General features: G+C 66.8%; 19 protein-coding genes. 14 read left to right on the top strand and 5 right to left on the bottom strand.

Annotated features, from left to right (window positions below):
• The first annotated feature begins 111 nt into the window (after positions 1 to 111).
• Positions 112 to 882, top strand: coding sequence for a flagellar brake protein (locus tag BW991_RS22340; protein ID WP_076604321.1), 771 nt, complete (start codon positions 112 to 114; stop codon positions 880 to 882).
• 65 nt (positions 883 to 947) lie between these two features.
• Here the strand turns inward: BW991_RS22340 and fliE are convergent, their stop codons facing one another.
• From fliE to BW991_RS22325, 3 genes are all read right to left on the bottom strand, one after another.
• Positions 948 to 1,271, bottom strand: a complete 324-nt coding sequence (fliE, locus tag BW991_RS22335; protein WP_076604320.1) for a flagellar hook-basal body complex protein FliE — start codon at positions 1,269 to 1,271, stop codon at positions 948 to 950.
• A gap of 118 nt (positions 1,272 to 1,389) precedes the next feature.
• On the bottom strand, positions 1,390 to 2,826 hold the full coding sequence (locus BW991_RS22330) for a sigma-54-dependent transcriptional regulator (RefSeq protein ID WP_076604319.1): 1,437 nt from the start codon (positions 2,824 to 2,826) through the stop codon (positions 1,390 to 1,392).
• A complete protein-coding gene (locus BW991_RS22325; protein ID WP_076604318.1) occupies positions 2,823 to 3,995 on the bottom strand; it encodes a sensor histidine kinase in 1,173 nt (390 codons plus the stop codon). Before BW991_RS22325 ends, BW991_RS22330 begins: the two co-directional genes overlap by 4 nt.
• A 163-nt stretch (positions 3,996 to 4,158) precedes the next feature.
• Here BW991_RS22325 and fliF point away from each other — a divergent pair, with 163 nt between their 5' ends.
• The 13 genes from fliF to fliR all read left to right on the top strand — a co-directional run bounded on the left by fliF (position 4,159) and on the right by fliR (position 15,448).
• Entirely contained in the window at positions 4,159 to 5,817 is a 1,659-nt protein-coding gene (gene fliF, locus BW991_RS22320; RefSeq protein ID WP_076604317.1) for a flagellar basal-body MS-ring/collar protein FliF, read from the top strand.
• A 5-nt stretch (positions 5,818 to 5,822) separates the two neighbouring features.
• The gene (gene fliG / locus BW991_RS22315; protein ID WP_425290216.1) at positions 5,823 to 6,815 is read left to right on the top strand and encodes a flagellar motor switch protein FliG; all 993 of its coding nucleotides are present in this window, start codon (positions 5,823 to 5,825) and stop codon (positions 6,813 to 6,815) included.
• Between the two features lie 39 nt (positions 6,816 to 6,854).
• Positions 6,855 to 7,559, top strand: coding sequence for a flagellar assembly protein FliH (locus BW991_RS22310; RefSeq protein WP_076604315.1), 705 nt, complete (start codon positions 6,855 to 6,857; stop codon positions 7,557 to 7,559).
• A complete protein-coding gene (gene fliI, locus BW991_RS22305; protein ID WP_076604314.1) occupies positions 7,556 to 8,959 on the top strand; it encodes a flagellar protein export ATPase FliI in 1,404 nt (467 codons plus the stop codon). Before BW991_RS22310 ends, fliI begins: the two co-directional genes overlap by 4 nt.
• A gap of 91 nt (positions 8,960 to 9,050) precedes the next feature.
• The gene (fliJ, locus tag BW991_RS22300; protein ID WP_076604313.1) at positions 9,051 to 9,506 is read left to right on the top strand and encodes a flagellar export protein FliJ; all 456 of its coding nucleotides are present in this window, start codon (positions 9,051 to 9,053) and stop codon (positions 9,504 to 9,506) included.
• Between the two features lie 78 nt (positions 9,507 to 9,584).
• Positions 9,585 to 10,877: a flagellar hook-length control protein FliK gene (locus BW991_RS22295; RefSeq protein ID WP_076604312.1), complete on the top strand. Its 1,293-nt coding sequence runs from the start codon at positions 9,585 to 9,587 to the stop codon at positions 10,875 to 10,877.
• A 92-nt stretch (positions 10,878 to 10,969) separates the two neighbouring features.
• Positions 10,970 to 11,530, top strand: a complete 561-nt coding sequence (locus BW991_RS22290) for a flagellar basal body-associated FliL family protein (RefSeq protein WP_076604311.1) — start codon at positions 10,970 to 10,972, stop codon at positions 11,528 to 11,530.
• Between the two features lie 9 nt (positions 11,531 to 11,539).
• The gene (gene fliM, locus BW991_RS22285) at positions 11,540 to 12,544 is read left to right on the top strand and encodes a flagellar motor switch protein FliM (protein WP_076604310.1); all 1,005 of its coding nucleotides are present in this window, start codon (positions 11,540 to 11,542) and stop codon (positions 12,542 to 12,544) included.
• On the top strand, positions 12,537 to 13,007 hold the full coding sequence (gene fliN, locus BW991_RS22280; RefSeq protein ID WP_076604309.1) for a flagellar motor switch protein FliN: 471 nt from the start codon (positions 12,537 to 12,539) through the stop codon (positions 13,005 to 13,007). Before fliM ends, fliN begins: the two co-directional genes overlap by 8 nt.
• Positions 13,008 to 13,167: 160 nt before the next feature.
• Positions 13,168 to 13,626: a flagellar biosynthetic protein FliO gene (gene fliO, locus BW991_RS22275; RefSeq protein WP_244551787.1), complete on the top strand. Its 459-nt coding sequence runs from the start codon at positions 13,168 to 13,170 to the stop codon at positions 13,624 to 13,626.
• The gene (gene fliP / locus BW991_RS22270; RefSeq protein ID WP_076604308.1) at positions 13,616 to 14,374 is read left to right on the top strand and encodes a flagellar type III secretion system pore protein FliP; all 759 of its coding nucleotides are present in this window, start codon (positions 13,616 to 13,618) and stop codon (positions 14,372 to 14,374) included. Before fliO ends, fliP begins: the two co-directional genes overlap by 11 nt.
• Before the next feature lie 16 nt (positions 14,375 to 14,390).
• Positions 14,391 to 14,660, top strand: coding sequence for a flagellar biosynthesis protein FliQ (gene fliQ, locus BW991_RS22265; protein WP_076604307.1), 270 nt, complete (start codon positions 14,391 to 14,393; stop codon positions 14,658 to 14,660).
• 8 nt (positions 14,661 to 14,668) lie between these two features.
• The gene (gene fliR, locus BW991_RS22260) at positions 14,669 to 15,448 is read left to right on the top strand and encodes a flagellar biosynthetic protein FliR (protein WP_076604306.1); all 780 of its coding nucleotides are present in this window, start codon (positions 14,669 to 14,671) and stop codon (positions 15,446 to 15,448) included.
• Between the two features lie 6 nt (positions 15,449 to 15,454).
• Here fliR and BW991_RS22255 read toward each other — a convergent pair whose 3' ends face one another.
• Both BW991_RS22255 and flgL read right to left on the bottom strand, forming a co-directional pair.
• Positions 15,455 to 15,904, bottom strand: coding sequence for a hypothetical protein (locus BW991_RS22255; protein ID WP_076604356.1), 450 nt, complete (start codon positions 15,902 to 15,904; stop codon positions 15,455 to 15,457).
• 19 nt (positions 15,905 to 15,923) lie between these two features.
• Positions 15,924 to 16,868 (bottom strand): flagellar hook-associated protein FlgL, encoded by a 945-nt coding sequence (gene flgL / locus BW991_RS22250; RefSeq protein ID WP_076604305.1) that lies wholly within the window; start codon positions 16,866 to 16,868, stop codon positions 15,924 to 15,926.
• Between the last annotated feature and the right edge of the window lie 2 nt (positions 16,869 to 16,870).

The following is a 16,870-nucleotide window of genomic DNA, read 5'->3' as shown; positions in this document are numbered from 1 at the left end:
CCTGAGCCTTTCGCAGGGCAATCGCAGGGCTTCGACAAGCTCAGTCCGAACGGTATTCGTTGCGGTTTCGCAGTCGTGCTATAAATCCGGCTTTGCCCGGACTCGTTGCCGATGCCCGAACCGTCCGAAACCACGACGCCGCAGCGACCGTTGGATGCCGACGCCCTCGCCCGCTATGCGGTGCGCGACCCGCTCGAAATCATTCAGTTGCTCCGGATGCTGGTCGATAAACGTCCGCTCCTGACTGCCTTCATCGACGGCGGGGAATCCTTCGTCACACTGGCGCTCGCGCTGACCGACGACGGCGCCGTGATCGTCGATGCCTGCCCCGACGAGGTACGTAACGCTCGCGCAGGGAGCGCCGCCCGGCTCGTCTGCGTGACGCGCCTCGACAACGTGAAGCTGCAGTTCGCGCTCGAGGCTCCCGCCCGCATCGTGCATGCGGGCAAACCCGCCCTGCGCGCGACGCTTCCCGACAGCATCATCCGCCTGCAACGGCGCGAGTTCTATCGCCTGCCCACATCGCAAGCCGAGCCGCTCGTCTGCGTGATCACTCACGTGCCCGAGGACGGCCGCCGGCAGGAGGTGCAGGTACGGATCGTGGACATCAGCGGCGGCGGACTGGCGGTTCTCGTCCCGCCGAAGGAACTTCGCTTCGAACCCGGAACGGAATACAGCCAGTGCTCGCTCCGCCTACCCGACGGCAATCCCCTGCCCGTGCGCCTGAAGGTCAGGAACCTTTTCGAGATCGAGAAGGCAAACGGCGTGAAGGTGCTGCGCGCCGGCTGCGAGTTCATCGGCTTGTCGAACCAGGCGACCGCACGCATCCAGCGCTACATGTTCAAGCTCGAACGTGAGCGGCGAATGCACGACGAACACTGAATCCTGTGCTCGGAAACGACGAAGCCGCCCTGCGGCGGCTTCATCGTCCGTGCGCACGGAACACGTCACACAGGCATGTTCATGATGTCCTGATACGCCGTGACGAGACGGTTGCGCACCTGAACCATCTGCTGGAACGACAGGTTGGCCTTCTGCAGGTTGACCATGACGTCCTGGAGATTGACGTTCGGATCACCGGCGGAAAAGTCCTGCGCCATGCCGCGCGCTTCCTGCTGCGCGGCGCTCACGTCCTTGAGCGCACCCTGCAGCACTTCGGCGAAATCGACGCCGCCTGCAGCCTGGTTGGCGGGGGCGGACGACTTCGCACCCGCCGCCTGGGCGGTGGCGCGCAATTCGCCGATCATCTGGTTGATTCCACGCGTATCCATACGCTCGACTCCAACACGGAGTATCCGTTGTCCTCAGTCTAGCAGAGCAATCGTCGTGCCAAAAGGATGTTGCCGGGTGTCGGCCAATGCACGGGCGGCCGCTACCGCAACTCCATGCCTACACCTCGTAGCCCTCGTCGCGGTACTGCTGCAGCTTGTAACGCAAGGTCCGTTCCGAGATTCCGAGCTTTTCGACGGCGCGTTTGCGCGATCCGCCGACTTCGCGCAGCGTCGAGAGAATATGTTCGCGTTCGAGATCCTTCATGTTTGCCGGCCGCCCGCCGGCAGCCGGATCGGGCCGGGAAGGGGACGAAGCGGCAACATTTTCCGGCGACACGGCAAAATTTGCCGAAACCGATACCGACACCGGCGCCGTGTCGCCCCGCTTTGGCACTTCGGCACTCGGGGCCGATGGTTCCGTCGCGACCCAGTTCGGCAGGCACAGATGCACCGTCTCCACCGTGATCGTGTCGCCGGCCGCAAGAATCAGCGCGCGCTGCATCGCGTTTTCGAGTTCGCGCACGTTGCCCGGCCAGGCATGGCGCACGAGCAGCTGCTCGGCTTCCGGGCTCAGCCGGGCACTGCGCTTGAGGCGTTCGCCGTGGCGGGCGAGGAAATGGCGCGCGAGCGGCAGGATGTCGCGGGGGCGTTCGCGCAACCCCGGGATCGCCAGCGGAAATACATTGAGCCGGTAGTACAGGTCTTCGCGGAAGCGGCCGGCGGCGACTTCCCGCGCCATGTCGCGGTTGCTCGTCGCCAGCACGCGGATGTCGAGCTCGACCGGTTTTTTCCCGCCGACACGCTCCACCTCCCGTTCCTGCAGCACGCGCAGGAGCTTGGCCTGCAGCGCGAGCGGCATTTCCGAGATCTCGTCGAGCAGGATGGTGCCGTCCTGCGCCTGCTCGAACTTGCCCGGCTGCGCCGTCTGGGCGCCGGTGAACGCTCCCTTTTCGTAACCGAACAGCGTCGCCTCGAGCAGGTTCTCGGGGATGGCCGCGCAGTTGATCGCGACGAAGGGCCCCGCCTTGCGCGACGAGTGATCGTGGATGTAGCGCGCGAAGACTTCCTTGCCGGTGCCCGATTCGCCCGTGAGCAATACCGTGGCGTCGGTGTCGGCGACACGCGCGGCGAGCGCGAGCAGGTTGCGCGTGTGCGGATCCTCGGCGATGGTGTCGTCGGCACCCGGCGGCTGCGAGGCGTAGCGCCGCACGTTTTCGAGCAGGACGTCGGGTTCGAACGGCTTCATGAGGAAGTCGCACGCGCCGCCGCGCATCGCGGCGACGGCCTTGTCGACGTCGCCGTAGGCGGTCATCAGCAGGACGGGAAGCTGAGGCAGGCGCGAGCGGATTTCGCCGAGGAGTTGCAGGCCGTCCATCGGCTGCATGCGCAAATCGCTGACGACGAGGTTGAATGCCTGCCGGCCGATCTCGGCGAGAGCGGCCGGTCCGCCGTCGACGCCGGTGACGCGATGCCCGCCCATTTCCAGCGTGAGACACACGGCATCGCGCAATGCGGCGTCGTCCTCGACGACGAGAATGTTGATCTGTTCGATCATGCAGATTCCTTCGGTGCGAGCGCGGCGCCCCCCTCGTCGGGACACGGCAGCGGCAGGCTGAGGATGAACAAGGCGCCCTTGCCGGGGCTGGATTCGACGGCGATGTCCCCACCGTGGGCGCGCGCGACGCCGCGTGCGATCGCGAGCCCCAGGCCGGTGCCGTCCGCGCGGGTGGTGAAGAAGGGGTCGAACAGGCGCGCCTGGTGGGCCGGCTCGATGCCGCGGCCGTTGTCGCGGATGCGGAAGAGCACGGTGTCGCCTTCGCGCGTGGCGGAAAGGTCCACCGCGCCGCCGGCCTCGGTGGCCTGGATGGCGTTTTCGAGCAGGTTCGTGATCGCACCGCCCAAGGCCTTGCGGTCGCCGAGCAGGGTCGCATCGCCGCAGTCGCAGGCGGACGAAAACCCGACTTGGCGCGCCCGCGCGAGCGGTTCGAGGGTATGCACGAGTTCCCCCGCGAGTTCGCAGATGCCGAAACGCTGACGGCCGAGACTGTCGCCGCGCGCGAAGAGCAGCATGTCGCGGATGAGGCGCTCGAGGTAGCGCAGGCGCTCGATCGCGCGGTCGGCGACGCGCGCGCGATCGGCGGGGGCCAGCTCGGGTTGCTTGAGGTTGCCGGTGTATAGCAGCGCGGCGGCGAGCGGCGTGCGCAGCTGGTGGGCAAGTCCGGCGACCATCTCGCCCATCGCCGCCAGCCTTTCGTTGCGTTCGGCCTGCAGGCGCATGCGGTGCGTGTCGGTGACGTCGTGCAGCAGGATGATGCGCCCTTCGCCGGACTCCAGTGCTGCCTCGGACAACGAAACCCGGCGGGCGCCCGCGTCCGCGCCGACGGTCGCTTCGCCGGGCGTTTCGGTGGCATTCAGGGTGGCGGCAAGTTCGTCCCACGGACGGCCCGCGAGATCGCCGCCCAGCAGGCTCTCGGCCGCACTGTTGCACTGCCCGACACGGCCGGCGCGATCGAGCATCACGACGCCTGCCGGCAGCGCACCGAGCAGCACCGCGAGGCGTTCGGTGAGCTGCGCGACCTGCCCCTGCAGCGCGTTGTAGGCGGTCGACAGCTCTTCGGACGCGCGCGCGAACATCTCGAACGCCTCGGCGAGCTGCGCCGCGTCGAGGCGCTGCCCCGCGCCGGGCGCGGCATTCGAGGCGGCAGGAGGCGTTTCAGCGGACATGGCGTGCAGGACCTGTTTTCACGGCTGGCAGATTAAGCCTTGACCCGTCCATGTTAACCGGCAAATAGGCGGCAAAAAATGCCGCTTTTCCGCTCGCGCGATTTGCACACGCGGACGGACAATGCCGTCATCCGTAAAAGTGACGTGATCGAAGGACTCCACCATGGCCACCGCCGACACCGCCGTTGATCGGGGAACCCTGCCGCCGGCCCAGCTGGCGCTGCAGCGCTTGAATGAGCTGAGCCAGCGCCAGAAGCTCGCCGCCGGCGCCGCCGTGGCAATCGCCATCGCAATGCTGGTGGGGGTCTGGCTGTGGTCGCGGACGCCGGACTACGCGGTACTCTTCTCGAACTTCGACGAGCGCGACGGCGGCGCGATCGTCACCGCGCTGCAGCAGCAGAACGTTCCCTACAAGTTTTCGCCGGCCGGCAACGCAATCCTGATTCCGTCGGGGATGGTGCACGACGTGCGCCTGCGCCTTGCCGCGCAAGGCCTGCCCAAGGGCGGGCTGGTCGGCTTCGAGCTGATGGAAAACCAGAAGCTCGGCGTGTCGCAGTTCCACGAGCAGGTCAACTTCCAGCGCGCGCTCGAAGGCGAACTGGCGCGCACCATCCAGGCGATCTCATCGGTCTCGTCTGCGCGCGTGCATCTGGCGATTCCCAAGCAGTCCGGTTTCCTGCGCGACGAGCAGAAGCCGACCGCCTCGGTGATGGTGAACCTGTACCCCGGACGAACGATGGATTCCGCCCAGGTCGCCGGCATCGTTCATCTGGTCGCTTCGAGCGTGCCGCAGCTGGCAAACGACCACGTCAGCGTGATCGACCAGAACGGCACCCTGCTCACGAACCGCCCCGACCCGCTGCGCAATGCGGGCCTGGACGCAACACAGCTCAGCTACGTGCGTGAGGTCGAATCGGGCTATATCCGCCGCATCGAGACAATCCTCACGCCGATCGTCGGCCAGGATAATTTCAAGGCCCAGGTCACGGCGGACGTCGATTTCGACCAGGTCGAGGCCACCGCGGAGACCTTCAAGCCGAATCCCTCGCCCGATCAGGCAATCCGCAGCCAGCAGATCAACGAACAGGGGATGCGCGAACCGGCCGCACAAGGGGTGCCCGGCGCGCTGAGCAACCAGCCGCCCGTTCCCGCCACCGCGCCGATCACCTCGCCGTCGGTCGCAGCCGGCGGCGCGCCCGGCGGCCCCGCCACGCCCTTCACGGGCAATCGTGCGGCGACGATCAACTATGAACTGGACCGCACGATCCAGCACACGAAACAGGCACTCGGCCAGGTGAAGCGCCTGTCGGTCGCGGTCGTCGTGAACCACCGCAACGAAACGCTGCCAAATGGTGAGGCGCGCGCGGAAGCACTGTCGGACGACGAAATCGCGCGCATCACCAGTCTGGTCCGCGAAGCGATGGGCTTCAACCAGGCGCGCGGCGACAGCCTGAACGTGTCCAGCGCGCCGTTCGCCGCCGGCCGCACCGAGTCGCAGGCACAGGTGCCGGTGTGGAAGGATCCGGAGATGGTCGACCTCGGCAAGGAAGCGCTGAAGTATGTCGTGATTCTCGTCGCGCTCGCCTTCGTGTATTTCGGCGTGGTGCGTCCGCTGCTGCGCACCGTGGCACCGCCGCCTGCGCCCGCCCCTGCCCCCGAGGAGGAAGACGAGGGCGCCGTGGTGAGCCTCTCGCACATGGAGCCCGCAAACACCTTCGACGCGAAGCTGGCCCGGGCGAAGGAACTCGCGACATCCGACCCGCGCGTCATCGCGAACCTGATCAAGGAATGGATGGGCGTCAATGAGGAAGGCAAGAAATGAGCTCAATGGATGAAGGCGTCGAGAAGAGTGCGATGCTGCTGCTCGCGCTCGGTTCGGACGAGGCGGCGGAAGTCCTCAAGCTGCTCGGCCCGAAGGAAGTGCAGAAGCTCGGCATGGCGATGGCCGGCCTGCCTTCGCAGCAGCGCTCGACGGTCGAGGCGGTGCTCGACGAGCTCGAGGCCCACCGCATCAAGGGCGCGCCGGTCGAAGCCGACGAAGAGCAGATCCGCGCGATGCTGACCAAGGCACTCGGCGACGAACGCGCCGGGCACATCATTGCGCGCGTGCTGCAGGGCTCGGACACCGCGGGCATCGAGAGTCTGAAGTGGATGGATGCCGCGACCGCTGCCGACCTGATCAAGAACGAACACCCGCAGATCATCGCAACCATCCTCGTACACCTCGAATTCGACCAGGCGGGCGAGATCCTCAAGCAGTTCCCCGACCGCCTGCGCAACGACGTGATCCTGCGCATCGCGACGCTGGACGGCGTGCAGCCCGCCGCGCTCAAGGAACTCAACGAGGCCCTCGCGCGCATGCTCGCGGGCGCCTCCACGGTCAAGAAGGCCTCGATGGGCGGCGTGCGCCACGCGGCCGAGATCCTCAACTTCGTCGGCGTTGCGGCGGAAACGGCGGTGCTCGACAACGTGCGCGAGTACGATCCCGACCTCGCCCAGAAGATCCTCGACGAGATGTTCGTGTTCGAGAACATCATGGACATCGACGACCGCGGCGTGCAGACGCTGCTGCGCGAGGTGCAGTCCGATTCGCTGGTCACCGCTCTCAAGGGTGCCGCGCCGGAGCTGCGCGAGAAAATCTTCAAGAACATGTCCCAGCGCGCAGCCGACATGCTGCGCGAGGACCTCGAGGCAAAGGGCCCGGTGCGCCTGTCCGAGGTCGAGGCGGAACAGAAGGAGATCCTCAAGGTGGTGCGTCGCCTCGCCGAGGAAGGCCAGATCGTGCTCGGCGGCAAGGGGTCCGAAGATGCCTTCGTGTAAGCGCCCCGCCGGGCAGCGCGAATCTTCCCGGAGCCGGCCATGAGCATCTCGCGCCATCAGGCGGTCGGCGCCTACCGTCGCTGGGAGCCGCCGACCTTCGGCGAACCGGAAGAGCCGCAGCTGCAGCCTCCGGAAGCCGAGCCCGCCCCCCCTGCTCCGCCGGAGCCGGTTGTCGAGGCGGCTCCGCCGTCCGAACCCGCGCCCGCACCTCAGCCGGAAATCCAGCTGCCGACGGCGGCCGAGATCGAGTCGATGTTCGACGATGCGCGCCGCGAGGGCTATGAAGTCGGCTTTGCGGAGGGGGCCGAGTACGCCCGCGAGCAGGCAAATCGCCTGGGTGGCCTGGCCGACGGGCTCGACACGGCACTCAAGCAGCTGGATCAGGAAGTCGCGGACGAAATCGTCGCGCTGGCGATCGAGGTCGCGCGCCAGATGGTCCGGCGCACCCTGGCCGAGAATCCCGAAGATGCCCTTATCGAAACCATCCGCGCCGCACTGAACCAGCTGCCGCAGGCGCAGGTGCGCATCCACGTGCATCCGGACGACGTCGTGCTGATCCGCACCTACCTGGCGGAGCAGCCCACTCACCTGCACCACCAGATCATCGAGGACGATTCGGTGACGCGCGGCGGCTGCCGGCTGCAGGCGCCCGCGAGCGAGATCGACGCGACGGTGGAGACCCGCTGGCGCAGGATTCTCGAAGGCCTCGGTCACCGCGGCTCGACCTGGGACGACGGCAAGTGAACGCGACGCGTGCGGCCGCATGGACCGGCTACCTCGACGCCCATCGGCGCCAGCTCGCGAACGTGAATCCGTTCGAGATCTCGGGGCGGCTGACGCGGATCAACGGCCTCGTCATGGAGGCCGCCGGGCTCAGGCTCCCGCTGGGTGCGGACTGCCGCATCCTCGCGAGCGGCGGCGCAACCGTAGAGGCGGAAGTCGTGGGCTTCAACGGCGACAAGCTCTACCTGATGCCGACCGACGACGTCTTCGGCCTCGCGCCGGGCGCCTCGGTCATGCCCGTGGAACCGTCACCGCCGCGCATCGTCCTCGGCGCCCGGCTCGTGCCCCGACGCCGCACCTCCGACCGCGCCAAGCACCTGCCGGTCGGCGAGCACATGCTGGGGCGTGTCGTGGACGGCGCGGGCCGCCCGCTCGACGGCCTCGGCCCGCTCGATGCGACGGAAAGCCGCTCGCTGCAGAGCCGCCCCTTCAACCCGCTGACGCGGGCGCCGATCGACACCGCTCTGGACGTCGGCATCCGCGCGATCAATGCGCTCCTCACCGTCGGGCGCGGGCAGCGCCTCGGCCTCTTCGCCGGCTCGGGCGTCGGCAAGTCCGTGCTCATCGGCATGATGGCGCGCTACACCTCGGCCGACGTGATCGTCGTCGGACTGATCGGCGAGCGGGGCCGCGAGGTCAAGGAATTCATCGAACAGAACCTCGGCCCCGAGGGCCGCGCACGCTCGGTCGTGGTCGCCGCGCCGGCCGACACCAGCCCGCTGATGCGCCTGCAGGGCGCTGCCTACGCGACGACGATCGCCGAGTACTTCCGCGACCGCGGCAAGCAGGTCTTGCTGATCATGGACTCGCTTACGCGCTATGCGATGGCACAGCGCGAGATCGCCCTCGCGATCGGCGAGCCGCCGGTGACGCGCGGCTATCCGCCGAGCGTGTTCGCGCGCCTGCCGGCGCTGGTCGAGCGTGCCGGCAACGGGCTCGAAGGCGGCGGCTCGATCACGGCGTTCTACACCGTGCTCGCCGAAGGCGACGACCAGCAGGATCCGATTGCCGACTCGGCGCGTGCCATTCTCGACGGACACTTCGTGCTGTCGCGCGCGCTCGCCGACCAGGGGCACTACCCCGCGATCGACATCGAGCAATCGATCTCGCGCGCGATGCATGGCCTCGTCAGCCCCGAGCATTTCGAACTCGTCCGGCACTTCAAGCAGCTGTTCTCGCGCTACCAGCGTTCGCGCGACCTGATCGCGGTTGGCGCCTACCAGCCGGGTTCGGACCCGCTGCTCGACCGGGCGGTCGCCATGTACCCCAAACTGGAAGCGTTCCTCCAGCAAAGAATCGACGAGCAGGAAAATTATCCCAACGCGCTTGCGGGCCTCGGCGCGCTGTTCACCCCGGGGTGAGCGGTGTCACAGGCCGAAGTGACGCCGCTCGTTTAGAATGCTTACAAGTTAACATCGGATCCGGACGTCCTGTCGCGCATCGTTTCACACCATGAGCAAATCCTTCCCCCTCAAGCCACTGCTGGAACTGAGCCAGACACGCATGGACGACGCTGCGCGCCGGCTGGGCGAGCTCATCGCCAGCGAGCAGGAGGGCACACGCAAGCTGGAATTGCTGCAGAACTATCGCGACGAGTACGAATCGCGTTTTCATGAAGCTGCGCGAAATGGCATCAGCCCCGACGAGTGGCGCAACTTCAGTGCCTTCATCGGCCGCATCGACGAAGCCATTGCGGTGCAAAAAGCCAACGTCGAACGCTCCCGCCAGATGACCGTCGCCGGACAGAATGCGTGGATGGCCCAGCGCAACAAGGTGAAGGCCTTCGACACGCTGCAAAAACGCCACGACCTTGGCGAGGCGCGCAAGGAAGCCCGCCTCGAACAGCGACAGTCCGACGAACACTCCGCCAAGCGCTACGCCAACCGCGAAGACGGCGGCGAGTCCTGACCCTCCTTTCTTCGTTCCGAAGCCTGGCATGCGCCTTGCTGAACTCACGGCAGATACAGCCGTGAAAGGGAATCCACCATGTCGAATCAGATCCTGACCAGCATGCTGCGCCTGAATGCGCCGTCTGCGCCCGCACAACCGCCGCAACGCGCAGCGGAGGAAAACCGCGCCGGCGGAAGCGAACTGAGCGACGACAGTTTTTCCCGTGCCCTCGACCGCCGCATGAACGCGGCCGAACGCTCGCCCGCCCGCCCGGAAAGGGAAAGACCGCAGGAACGTGCGACGCAGGCGGCGGAACGCCCGCGCAGCGAGGCACGGAGCGAAACACGGCGCAGCGGCGAATCCAGCGCGACGAGCCAGAAGAACGAAACAAACGACGCCGAAGCGACCGCAACCGAAACGACCGGAGCCGAAACGACCGGCGAGAATACCGCGTCGGACACCTCCACGACGGAAGGCGGAGCGCAGGACGGCAATGCGGCCCAGCCCGATACCGCTGCGGCGGATCCCGCTGCCCAGGCGGCAAGCCTTGCCGCCCTGATGCCCGGCGTTGCCGCCTTGCCGGCTGACGATGCCGCCGCGGAAGGCGACTCCCTGCTGACGTCCGACGTGCTTCTGGATACGCCGAAGCGCAAGTCCGGTGCCTTCACGCTCGGCCAGTTGATCGCCGAAGCTACCGCCCAGACCGAGTCGTCGGAGAAAGCCGGGGCGGACGCCGGAGGCGCTGCGGACGCGGTCGCCAAAGTGAAGGCCGACATTACGGCCGGAAGCGCCCCCGCGGCCTTCGGCGCGCGCCTGCAAATGGCGTCGCAGCAGCCGGCACCGCCTGCGCCCGGCCTCCAGGCACTCGAGCCCGATGCGCAGGCTGCCGGCCTGCACGCCTCGGCCTTCGCTCCCGGCACCACGCGCACGGAACAGACGCCGCCGCAGCTGCCGGTGCATACCCCTGCCGGCCAGCGCGCCTGGGCGGAGGACGTCGGCAACCGCATGATGTGGATGGTGGGCCGCAACGAATCCAGGGCGGAGCTCGTACTCACGCCGGCCCATCTCGGCAAGCTCGAGGTTTCGATCCAGGTCAACGGCGACCAGACGACCGCGCATTTCGTCGCTGCGTCGGCGGCCGCCCGCGACGCGCTCGAGCAGGCGCTGCCGCGACTGCGCGAAGTCCTGCAGCAGGCGGGCATCAACCTCGGCCAGACGAACGTCAGCACGCAGGGCGACCAACGCGCACAGCAGGATTCGGGGACCGGCACCGGCCGCGGGCAGCGTGGCGCGACCGGAGCGGATCAGGCAGGCGAGGTCCGGGCCGTTCCCCTCTCCCCTGCATCCTGGTCGCGCACCGGACTGGGCATGGTCGACATCTTTGCCTGACGATTTGAATTGGGGCCGGTCTTCCCCACTTTTCCGCAATTGGGCGACGCAATTTATCGCGGATAATTCAATTGTGGAAACAGGAGAACTACATGGCCAAGGCCCCTACCCCCCCTCCCGCAGCAGCTGAAGCCCCCGCACCGGCGCCGAAACGGAGCAAGAAGCTCCTGATCCTGCTGATCGCCGCCGTCCTCGTGGTGGCATTGCTCGCGGTCGCGGTGGTGGGCCTGCTGCTGATGAAGAAGAGCCAGTCGGCCGACGCCGCCGGCGACGAAGCTCCCGCGGTCGCGGCCGTCGATCTGAACAAGCCGCCGACCTTCGTGCCGATGGATCCATTCGTCGTGAACCTCGCACCGGCGGAAGGCGAGCGCTACCTCCAGGTCGTCATGGCCCTTCGGGTCGCCGATGCGAAGACGGGTGAAAACCTCAAGGCCTTCATGCCCGAGATCCGCCACCAGATCAATCTGCTGTTGTCGAGCAAACTGCCTTCGGAACTGTCTACGATGGAAGGACGCGAAGCGCTGGCGGGAGAGATCCTCCGCCGCACCAATGGCGTGCTCGGCACGCCGCCCGCAAAGGCGGGCGACGGGAAGAGCGTCCCCGCCGCCGGACCGATCCAGGCGGTGCTGTTCAACTCGTTCATCATCCAGTAAGAGGACGTCATGTCTTCCGATTTTCTCTCCCAGGATGAAGTCGACGCACTGCTGAAGGGCGTCGCCGGGGAGCCCGAGGAACAGGAAGAAGAACTCGGGGACCAGACGGGCGTTCGTCCGTACAACCTGGCCACCCAGGAACGCATCGTCCGTGGGCGCATGCCCACGATGGAGCTCATCAACGAACGCTTTGCCCGCTACCTGCGTATCGGGCTGTTCAACTACATGCACCGGAACGCGGAAGTGTCGGTCGGGCCGGTGAAGGTGCAGAAATACGGCGAGTTCGTCCGCAACCTGGTGGTACCGACGAACCTTAACCTCATCCTGGCCAAGCCCCTGCGCGGCACCGGGCTGATCGTCTTCGACCCGAACCTCGTGTTCATCATCGTCGACAACATGTTCGGCGGCGACGGCCGCTTCCATTCGCGGGTCGAGGGGCGCGACTTCACGCCCACCGAGCAGCGCATCATCCAGGGCATGCTCAACGTCGTATTCGCCGAATACACGCGGGCGTGGGCTCCGGTATTCAAGATCGAAATGGAGTACGTCCGCTCGGAGATGAACTCGCAGTTCGCGAACATCGCCACGCCGTCGGAAATCGTCATCTCGGCAAGTTTCTCGCTCGAATTCGGTGGCTCGCAGGCGGACATGCACATCTGCTTCCCGTACTCGATGGTCGAGCCGATCCGCGACCTGCTCTATTCGACGATGCAAAGCGACCACCTGAGCCAGGACAACCGCTGGATCAGCCTGCTCTCGCGCCAGTTGCAGAACGCCGATGTCGAACTGGTGTGCAATCTGGGCAGCGCAGAAGTCACCCTGCGCGATATCGTGAATATGCGCGTCGGCGACGTGATCCCGATCGACGTGCCCAAGGTGCTCGAAGCCGAAGTCGACGGCAGCCCGGTTCTGGAAGTGAGCTACGGCAGGCAGGGCACGAACTACGCGATCAAGGTCGAACGCTTCATCGCCAACGACGACGACGCCACAACACTCGGAGGCCGAAATGGCTGACAACGATCTCGAAAACCAGGTCACCGAAGACGACTGGGCAGCGGCAATGATGGAACAGGCCGCAGCCGAAACCAGCCCGGACGCGGAGGCGCGTCGCGTTGCCGCAGACCTTGCCGCCGCAGCGGAGTCGCCCTACCAGGCGAAACCCGCCAGCCACCTCTTCCCGGATTTCGGCGCGTCCGCCCCCCGCACGGGCGGGCTCAACGACTTCGACATGATCCTGGACATCCCCGTCCAGCTGACCGTCGAACTGGGCCGCACCAAGATCTCGATCCGCAACCTGCTGCAGCTCGCGCACGGCTCGGTGGTCGAGCTCGACGGTCTGGCGGGCGAACCGATGGACGTGCTCGTGAACGGCACGCTGATCGCCCAGGGCGAAGTCGTCGTCGTCAATGACAAGTTCGGCATCCGCCTGACCGACATCATCACGCCCGCCGAGCGCATGCGGAAGATCCGCGGCTGAACGCCCGGGGCCGCCGCAACGGCGGCCTGCGCGGCGGCGCGCCCGCGCATCGAGCGCGCGGCAAAGCACCGAATTGTCCCCTTTTTGCCCGTCTTATTGCCCCCTCGGCAAGACCTGCGCACGGGTAAGCTTCTCCCATCCCAAGATGCGCAGATCCACCGTGACGCAATTTCCGAAACTTCCCGCGCCCGTCCGCCTCGCGCCGCCCTTCCTGGCCGCCGCGGCCACGCCGCTCTTCGCCGCGGACGCGGCAGTCCCGGCAGCCCCCGGCATCACCGACGGCCTCGGCCAGATGCTGCTGGGCCTCACGGTGGTCCTCGGCCTGCTGCTGGGCTGCCTGTGGCTGATCAAGAAGCTCTCGGCGCCGCACGGGGCCGCCGCCGGACTCCGCGTGCTCGGCGCCGTGCCCGTCGGCCCGCGCGAGCGCGTGGTGCTCGTCGAAGTCGGCGGACAGGTGCTGGTGCTGGGGGTCACGCCGACCAACGTCCGCACGCTGCACACGCTGCCCGCGGACACGCTGCAGAACACATCGCCGGGTGCGCCGCCGATCTCCGGGCCGTTCGGGGACTTCCAGGGCTGGCTGAAGCGTTCGATGGAGCGTCGCAACGATGCGAAATGACGCCCGCTCCGCGCTGATCCGCGCACTCGCTCCGTTCGCCCTGCTGCTTCTGCCGATCGCGGCCGGCGCCCAGGGTCTGCCGGCCGTCACCGGCGCACCGGCGCCGGGCGGCGGCACGACCTACAGCCTGAGCGTGCAGACCCTGCTGCTGCTCACCTCGTTGAGCTTCCTGCCCTCGGTGGTGCTGATGATGACGAGCTTCACGCGCATCATCATCGTCTTCGCGCTGCTGCGCACGGCGATGGGCACGCAGACTTCGCCGCCCAACCAGGTGCTGCTCGGCCTGGCGCTGTTCCTCACCTTTTTCATCATGTCGCCGATCGCCGACAAGGTGTACAACGACGCCTACCTGCCGATGTCGCGCAACGAGATCCAGTTCGACCAGGCCCTCGAGCGCGCCACGGTGCCCGTGAAGGCCTTCATGCTCAAGCAGGTGCGCGAACCGGATATCGCGCTGTTCGCCAAGCTGTCGAAGACGGCGCCGGTCGAAAAGGCCGAGGACCTGCCGATGCGCGTCGTCGTGCCGGCCTTCGTCACGTCGGAGCTGAAGACCGCCTTCCAGATCGGCTTCCTCGTGTTCATCCCCTTCCTCATCATCGACATGGTGGTCGCGTCGGTGCTGATGTCCATGGGCATGATGATGATGTCGCCGGTGATCGTTTCGCTGCCGTTCAAGATCATGCTGTTCGTGCTGGTCGATGGCTGGACCCTGCTCATCGGGTCGCTGGTCGGCAGCTTCGCGGTATAAGACAGGAGATTTCGCCATGACCCCGGGTACCGTCGTCGATATCGGCCGCCAGGCCGTCGAAATGACCCTGATGCTGGCCGCACCGATGTTCCTCGCCGCGCTGATCACCGGCCTGATCGTCAGCGTCTTCCAGGCCGCGACGCAGATCAACGAGATGACGCTGACCTTCGTGCCCAAGCTCATCGCGGTGTTCGTCACGATGGTCGTCGCCGGCCACTGGATGATCGCCCTGATCACCGACTTCACGCGGCGCCTGCTCGAGTCGATACCGACAATGATCGGATAGCGCCGGCGATGCTGAGCGTCACTTCGGCCCAGCTCGACGCCTGGCTCGCGGCCCTGATGTTCCCGCTCGCGCGCCTGCTCGGGCTGGTGAGCGCCGCCCCGCTGTTCAGCAACCGCATGGTGCCCGTGCGCATCCGCCTGGCCGTCGGCCTGGCGATGGCGATGGCCGTGCTCCCCGCCCTGCCGCCCATGCCCGAGGTGCCAGCCGATTCCATGCTGGCGCTGGCCCTGCTCGCCCAGCAGGCCTTCATCGGCATCGCCATGGGCTTCATGATGCGGCTGATGTTCGCCGCGGTGGACGTCGCGGGCGAGATGATCGGCCTGCAGATGGGCCTGTCCTTCGCGGTGTTCTTCAGTCCGCAGACCGGCGGCCAGACGTCGGTGATCGCCGAGTTCCTCGGCCTGCTCACGCTGCTCGTGTTCGTTGCGATGAACGGCCACCTGATGCTCGTGAACGTCGTCGTCGCGAGCTTCGAATGGCTCCCCGTCGGCAAGCTACCCAAGGGCGAAGGGTGGCTGCTGGTCGCGTCCTACGCCGCCGTGATGTTCGCGTCGGGCCTGCTGCTGGCCCTGCCCATGGTCGCGGCGCTGCTCATCACCAACACCGCACTCGGCGTGCTCACGCGCGCGGCACCGCAGCTCAACCTCTTCGCCGTGGGCTTTCCGGTGACGCTTTCGGTGGGGTTCGTGGTGCTGCTGCTGAGCATGGGAAGCTTTGCGCCGGTGCTGCAGCGCATCTTCGAATCCGGCTTCGACGGCATAGACCGGCTGCTGCGTGCCTTCGTCTAGGCGGGTTCAGATGCCGGGGAAGGTGCGCGAACGCAGGTAGCGCACTTCGCCGCTCGCGATGCGGCGCGCGAATGGACGGGTGGAGTCGATACCTTCCTCGAAACGCATCACGTCGAAGCCGGCAAGACCTTTGGATTCAGCGATTTCCCGCGCATTGCGGATGAAGACCTGGCGCGCCTCGCCCTCGCCGCCCGTGACCAGCCTCTTCATGCGCAGATCGAAGCGCACGCGCTCCTCGTCGAGCCGGGTCACCGAGATATCCCAGGTCGGCGCCAGCGGATCGTAGATCGCATAGGCGATCAACGCCCCGCCGATGAACTCGGGCTCGAACAGGTCCAGTTCCGAAGCCGTGATCGCGGCCCCCACCCCCGCGGCCACCTTCGTACCGTGATCCTGCAGCAGCGCGCAACCTGCGAAGGCTGGCACGATCAGGCACAGGGCGAGGCGGGCAGGCACGCGGAACACGTTCGGGACCTCAGCCGAGCAGATTGAAGAGCGACAGCCCCGTCACGCGCACGTAGGACTGCTGTGCGGCCTCGAGAATCGTCTGCTGCTGGGAGAAGCGCGTGATCGCCTCGTTGTAGTCGAGGTCCTGCAACCGCGACAACGTCTCGGCATACTGCTGGCCCTGGGCTGCAGCCAGTTCGCCCAGCGCGTCGAGTTCCACCATGCGCGAACCGACCGAGGCCCGTATTGTACTGACGTTCTCGAGCGCCGCATCCATGTCGCCGATCGCCTGGGAAACCGCGGCAGCGATATCGCGCGTCGGATCGGCCGGATCCTTGCGCAGCTCGGTGATGAACTGTGAAATTGCGCCGAACACCTGCGACTCGCCGGTCACGGAATCGGCCATGAACACCTTGCTGCCGGGCTCGGCCACCGGCATGACGCGAGTGGAACCGACCTGCATGCTGCGCTCGCCGCCATCGCCGTCGTAGATCACCGGGCCGGGTCCGGCCGCCGGTACCGTCGCACCACCGGAAAAGGCCGGCTGCGCCGACTGATAGCCGGAGAACTGGAAATCCCCGGTCGCATCCTTGCTGTTGGCGATGCCGAGCAGCGAATTGAACTGCGCCTCGAGGTCGGTCGCGATCGCCGCGTGCTCGCTGGAGCTGAATGCCGGGTTGCCCGCCTCCACCGCGCGCGTGCGAACGTAGGTCAGGATGTCCGTGATGCTGCCGAGATTGCTCTCGAGCGATGCCAGTGCATCCTTCGCATAGCCCTGGTTGGTCTGGAACTGCGTGTTGACGCTCTTCGATTGCGTCACTTCGAGCGCGCGCGATGCGCCGATCGGGTCGTCCGACGGGCTCAGGATGCGACGTCCCGAGGATAGCTGCTGCTGTGTATGCAGGAGATCCGCGCTCTGCCGCATCATCGAGTTGCGGCCCGCGTCGAAGATCATTCCGGTCGAGATTCTCATGA

The organism is Aromatoleum tolulyticum (genome assembly GCF_900156155.1).
GTDB classification, from domain to species: domain Bacteria; phylum Pseudomonadota; class Gammaproteobacteria; order Burkholderiales; family Rhodocyclaceae; genus Aromatoleum; species Aromatoleum tolulyticum.
The sequence above is the reverse complement of the archived record's forward strand: the minus strand, read 5'-3'. Positions and strand labels throughout refer to the sequence as shown.

Bases quoted from the DNA above. Each gene is read 5' to 3' on its own strand.
- BW991_RS22340 (WP_076604321.1), top strand. From the start codon at position 112: ATGCCCGAACCGTCCGAAACCACGACGCCGCAGCGACCGTTGGATGCC.
- fliE (WP_076604320.1), bottom strand. From the start codon at position 1,271: ATGGATACGCGTGGAATCAACCAGATGATCGGCGAATTGCGCGCCACC.
- BW991_RS22330 (WP_076604319.1), bottom strand. From the start codon at position 2,826: ATGATCGAACAGATCAACATTCTCGTCGTCGAGGACGACGCCGCATTG.
- BW991_RS22325 (WP_076604318.1), bottom strand. From the start codon at position 3,995: ATGTCCGCTGAAACGCCTCCTGCCGCCTCGAATGCCGCGCCCGGCGCG.
- fliF (WP_076604317.1), top strand. From the start codon at position 4,159: ATGGCCACCGCCGACACCGCCGTTGATCGGGGAACCCTGCCGCCGGCC.
- fliG (WP_425290216.1), top strand. From the start codon at position 5,823: ATGGATGAAGGCGTCGAGAAGAGTGCGATGCTGCTGCTCGCGCTCGGT.
- BW991_RS22310 (WP_076604315.1), top strand. From the start codon at position 6,855: ATGAGCATCTCGCGCCATCAGGCGGTCGGCGCCTACCGTCGCTGGGAG.
- fliJ (WP_076604313.1), top strand. From the start codon at position 9,051: ATGAGCAAATCCTTCCCCCTCAAGCCACTGCTGGAACTGAGCCAGACA.
- BW991_RS22295 (WP_076604312.1), top strand. From the start codon at position 9,585: ATGTCGAATCAGATCCTGACCAGCATGCTGCGCCTGAATGCGCCGTCT.
- BW991_RS22290 (WP_076604311.1), top strand. From the start codon at position 10,970: ATGGCCAAGGCCCCTACCCCCCCTCCCGCAGCAGCTGAAGCCCCCGCA.
- fliM (WP_076604310.1), top strand. From the start codon at position 11,540: ATGTCTTCCGATTTTCTCTCCCAGGATGAAGTCGACGCACTGCTGAAG.
- fliN (WP_076604309.1), top strand. From the start codon at position 12,537: ATGGCTGACAACGATCTCGAAAACCAGGTCACCGAAGACGACTGGGCA.
- fliP (WP_076604308.1), top strand. From the start codon at position 13,616: ATGCGAAATGACGCCCGCTCCGCGCTGATCCGCGCACTCGCTCCGTTC.
- fliQ (WP_076604307.1), top strand. From the start codon at position 14,391: ATGACCCCGGGTACCGTCGTCGATATCGGCCGCCAGGCCGTCGAAATG.
- fliR (WP_076604306.1), top strand. From the start codon at position 14,669: ATGCTGAGCGTCACTTCGGCCCAGCTCGACGCCTGGCTCGCGGCCCTG.
- flgL (WP_076604305.1), bottom strand. From the start codon at position 16,868: ATGAGAATCTCGACCGGAATGATCTTCGACGCGGGCCGCAACTCGATG.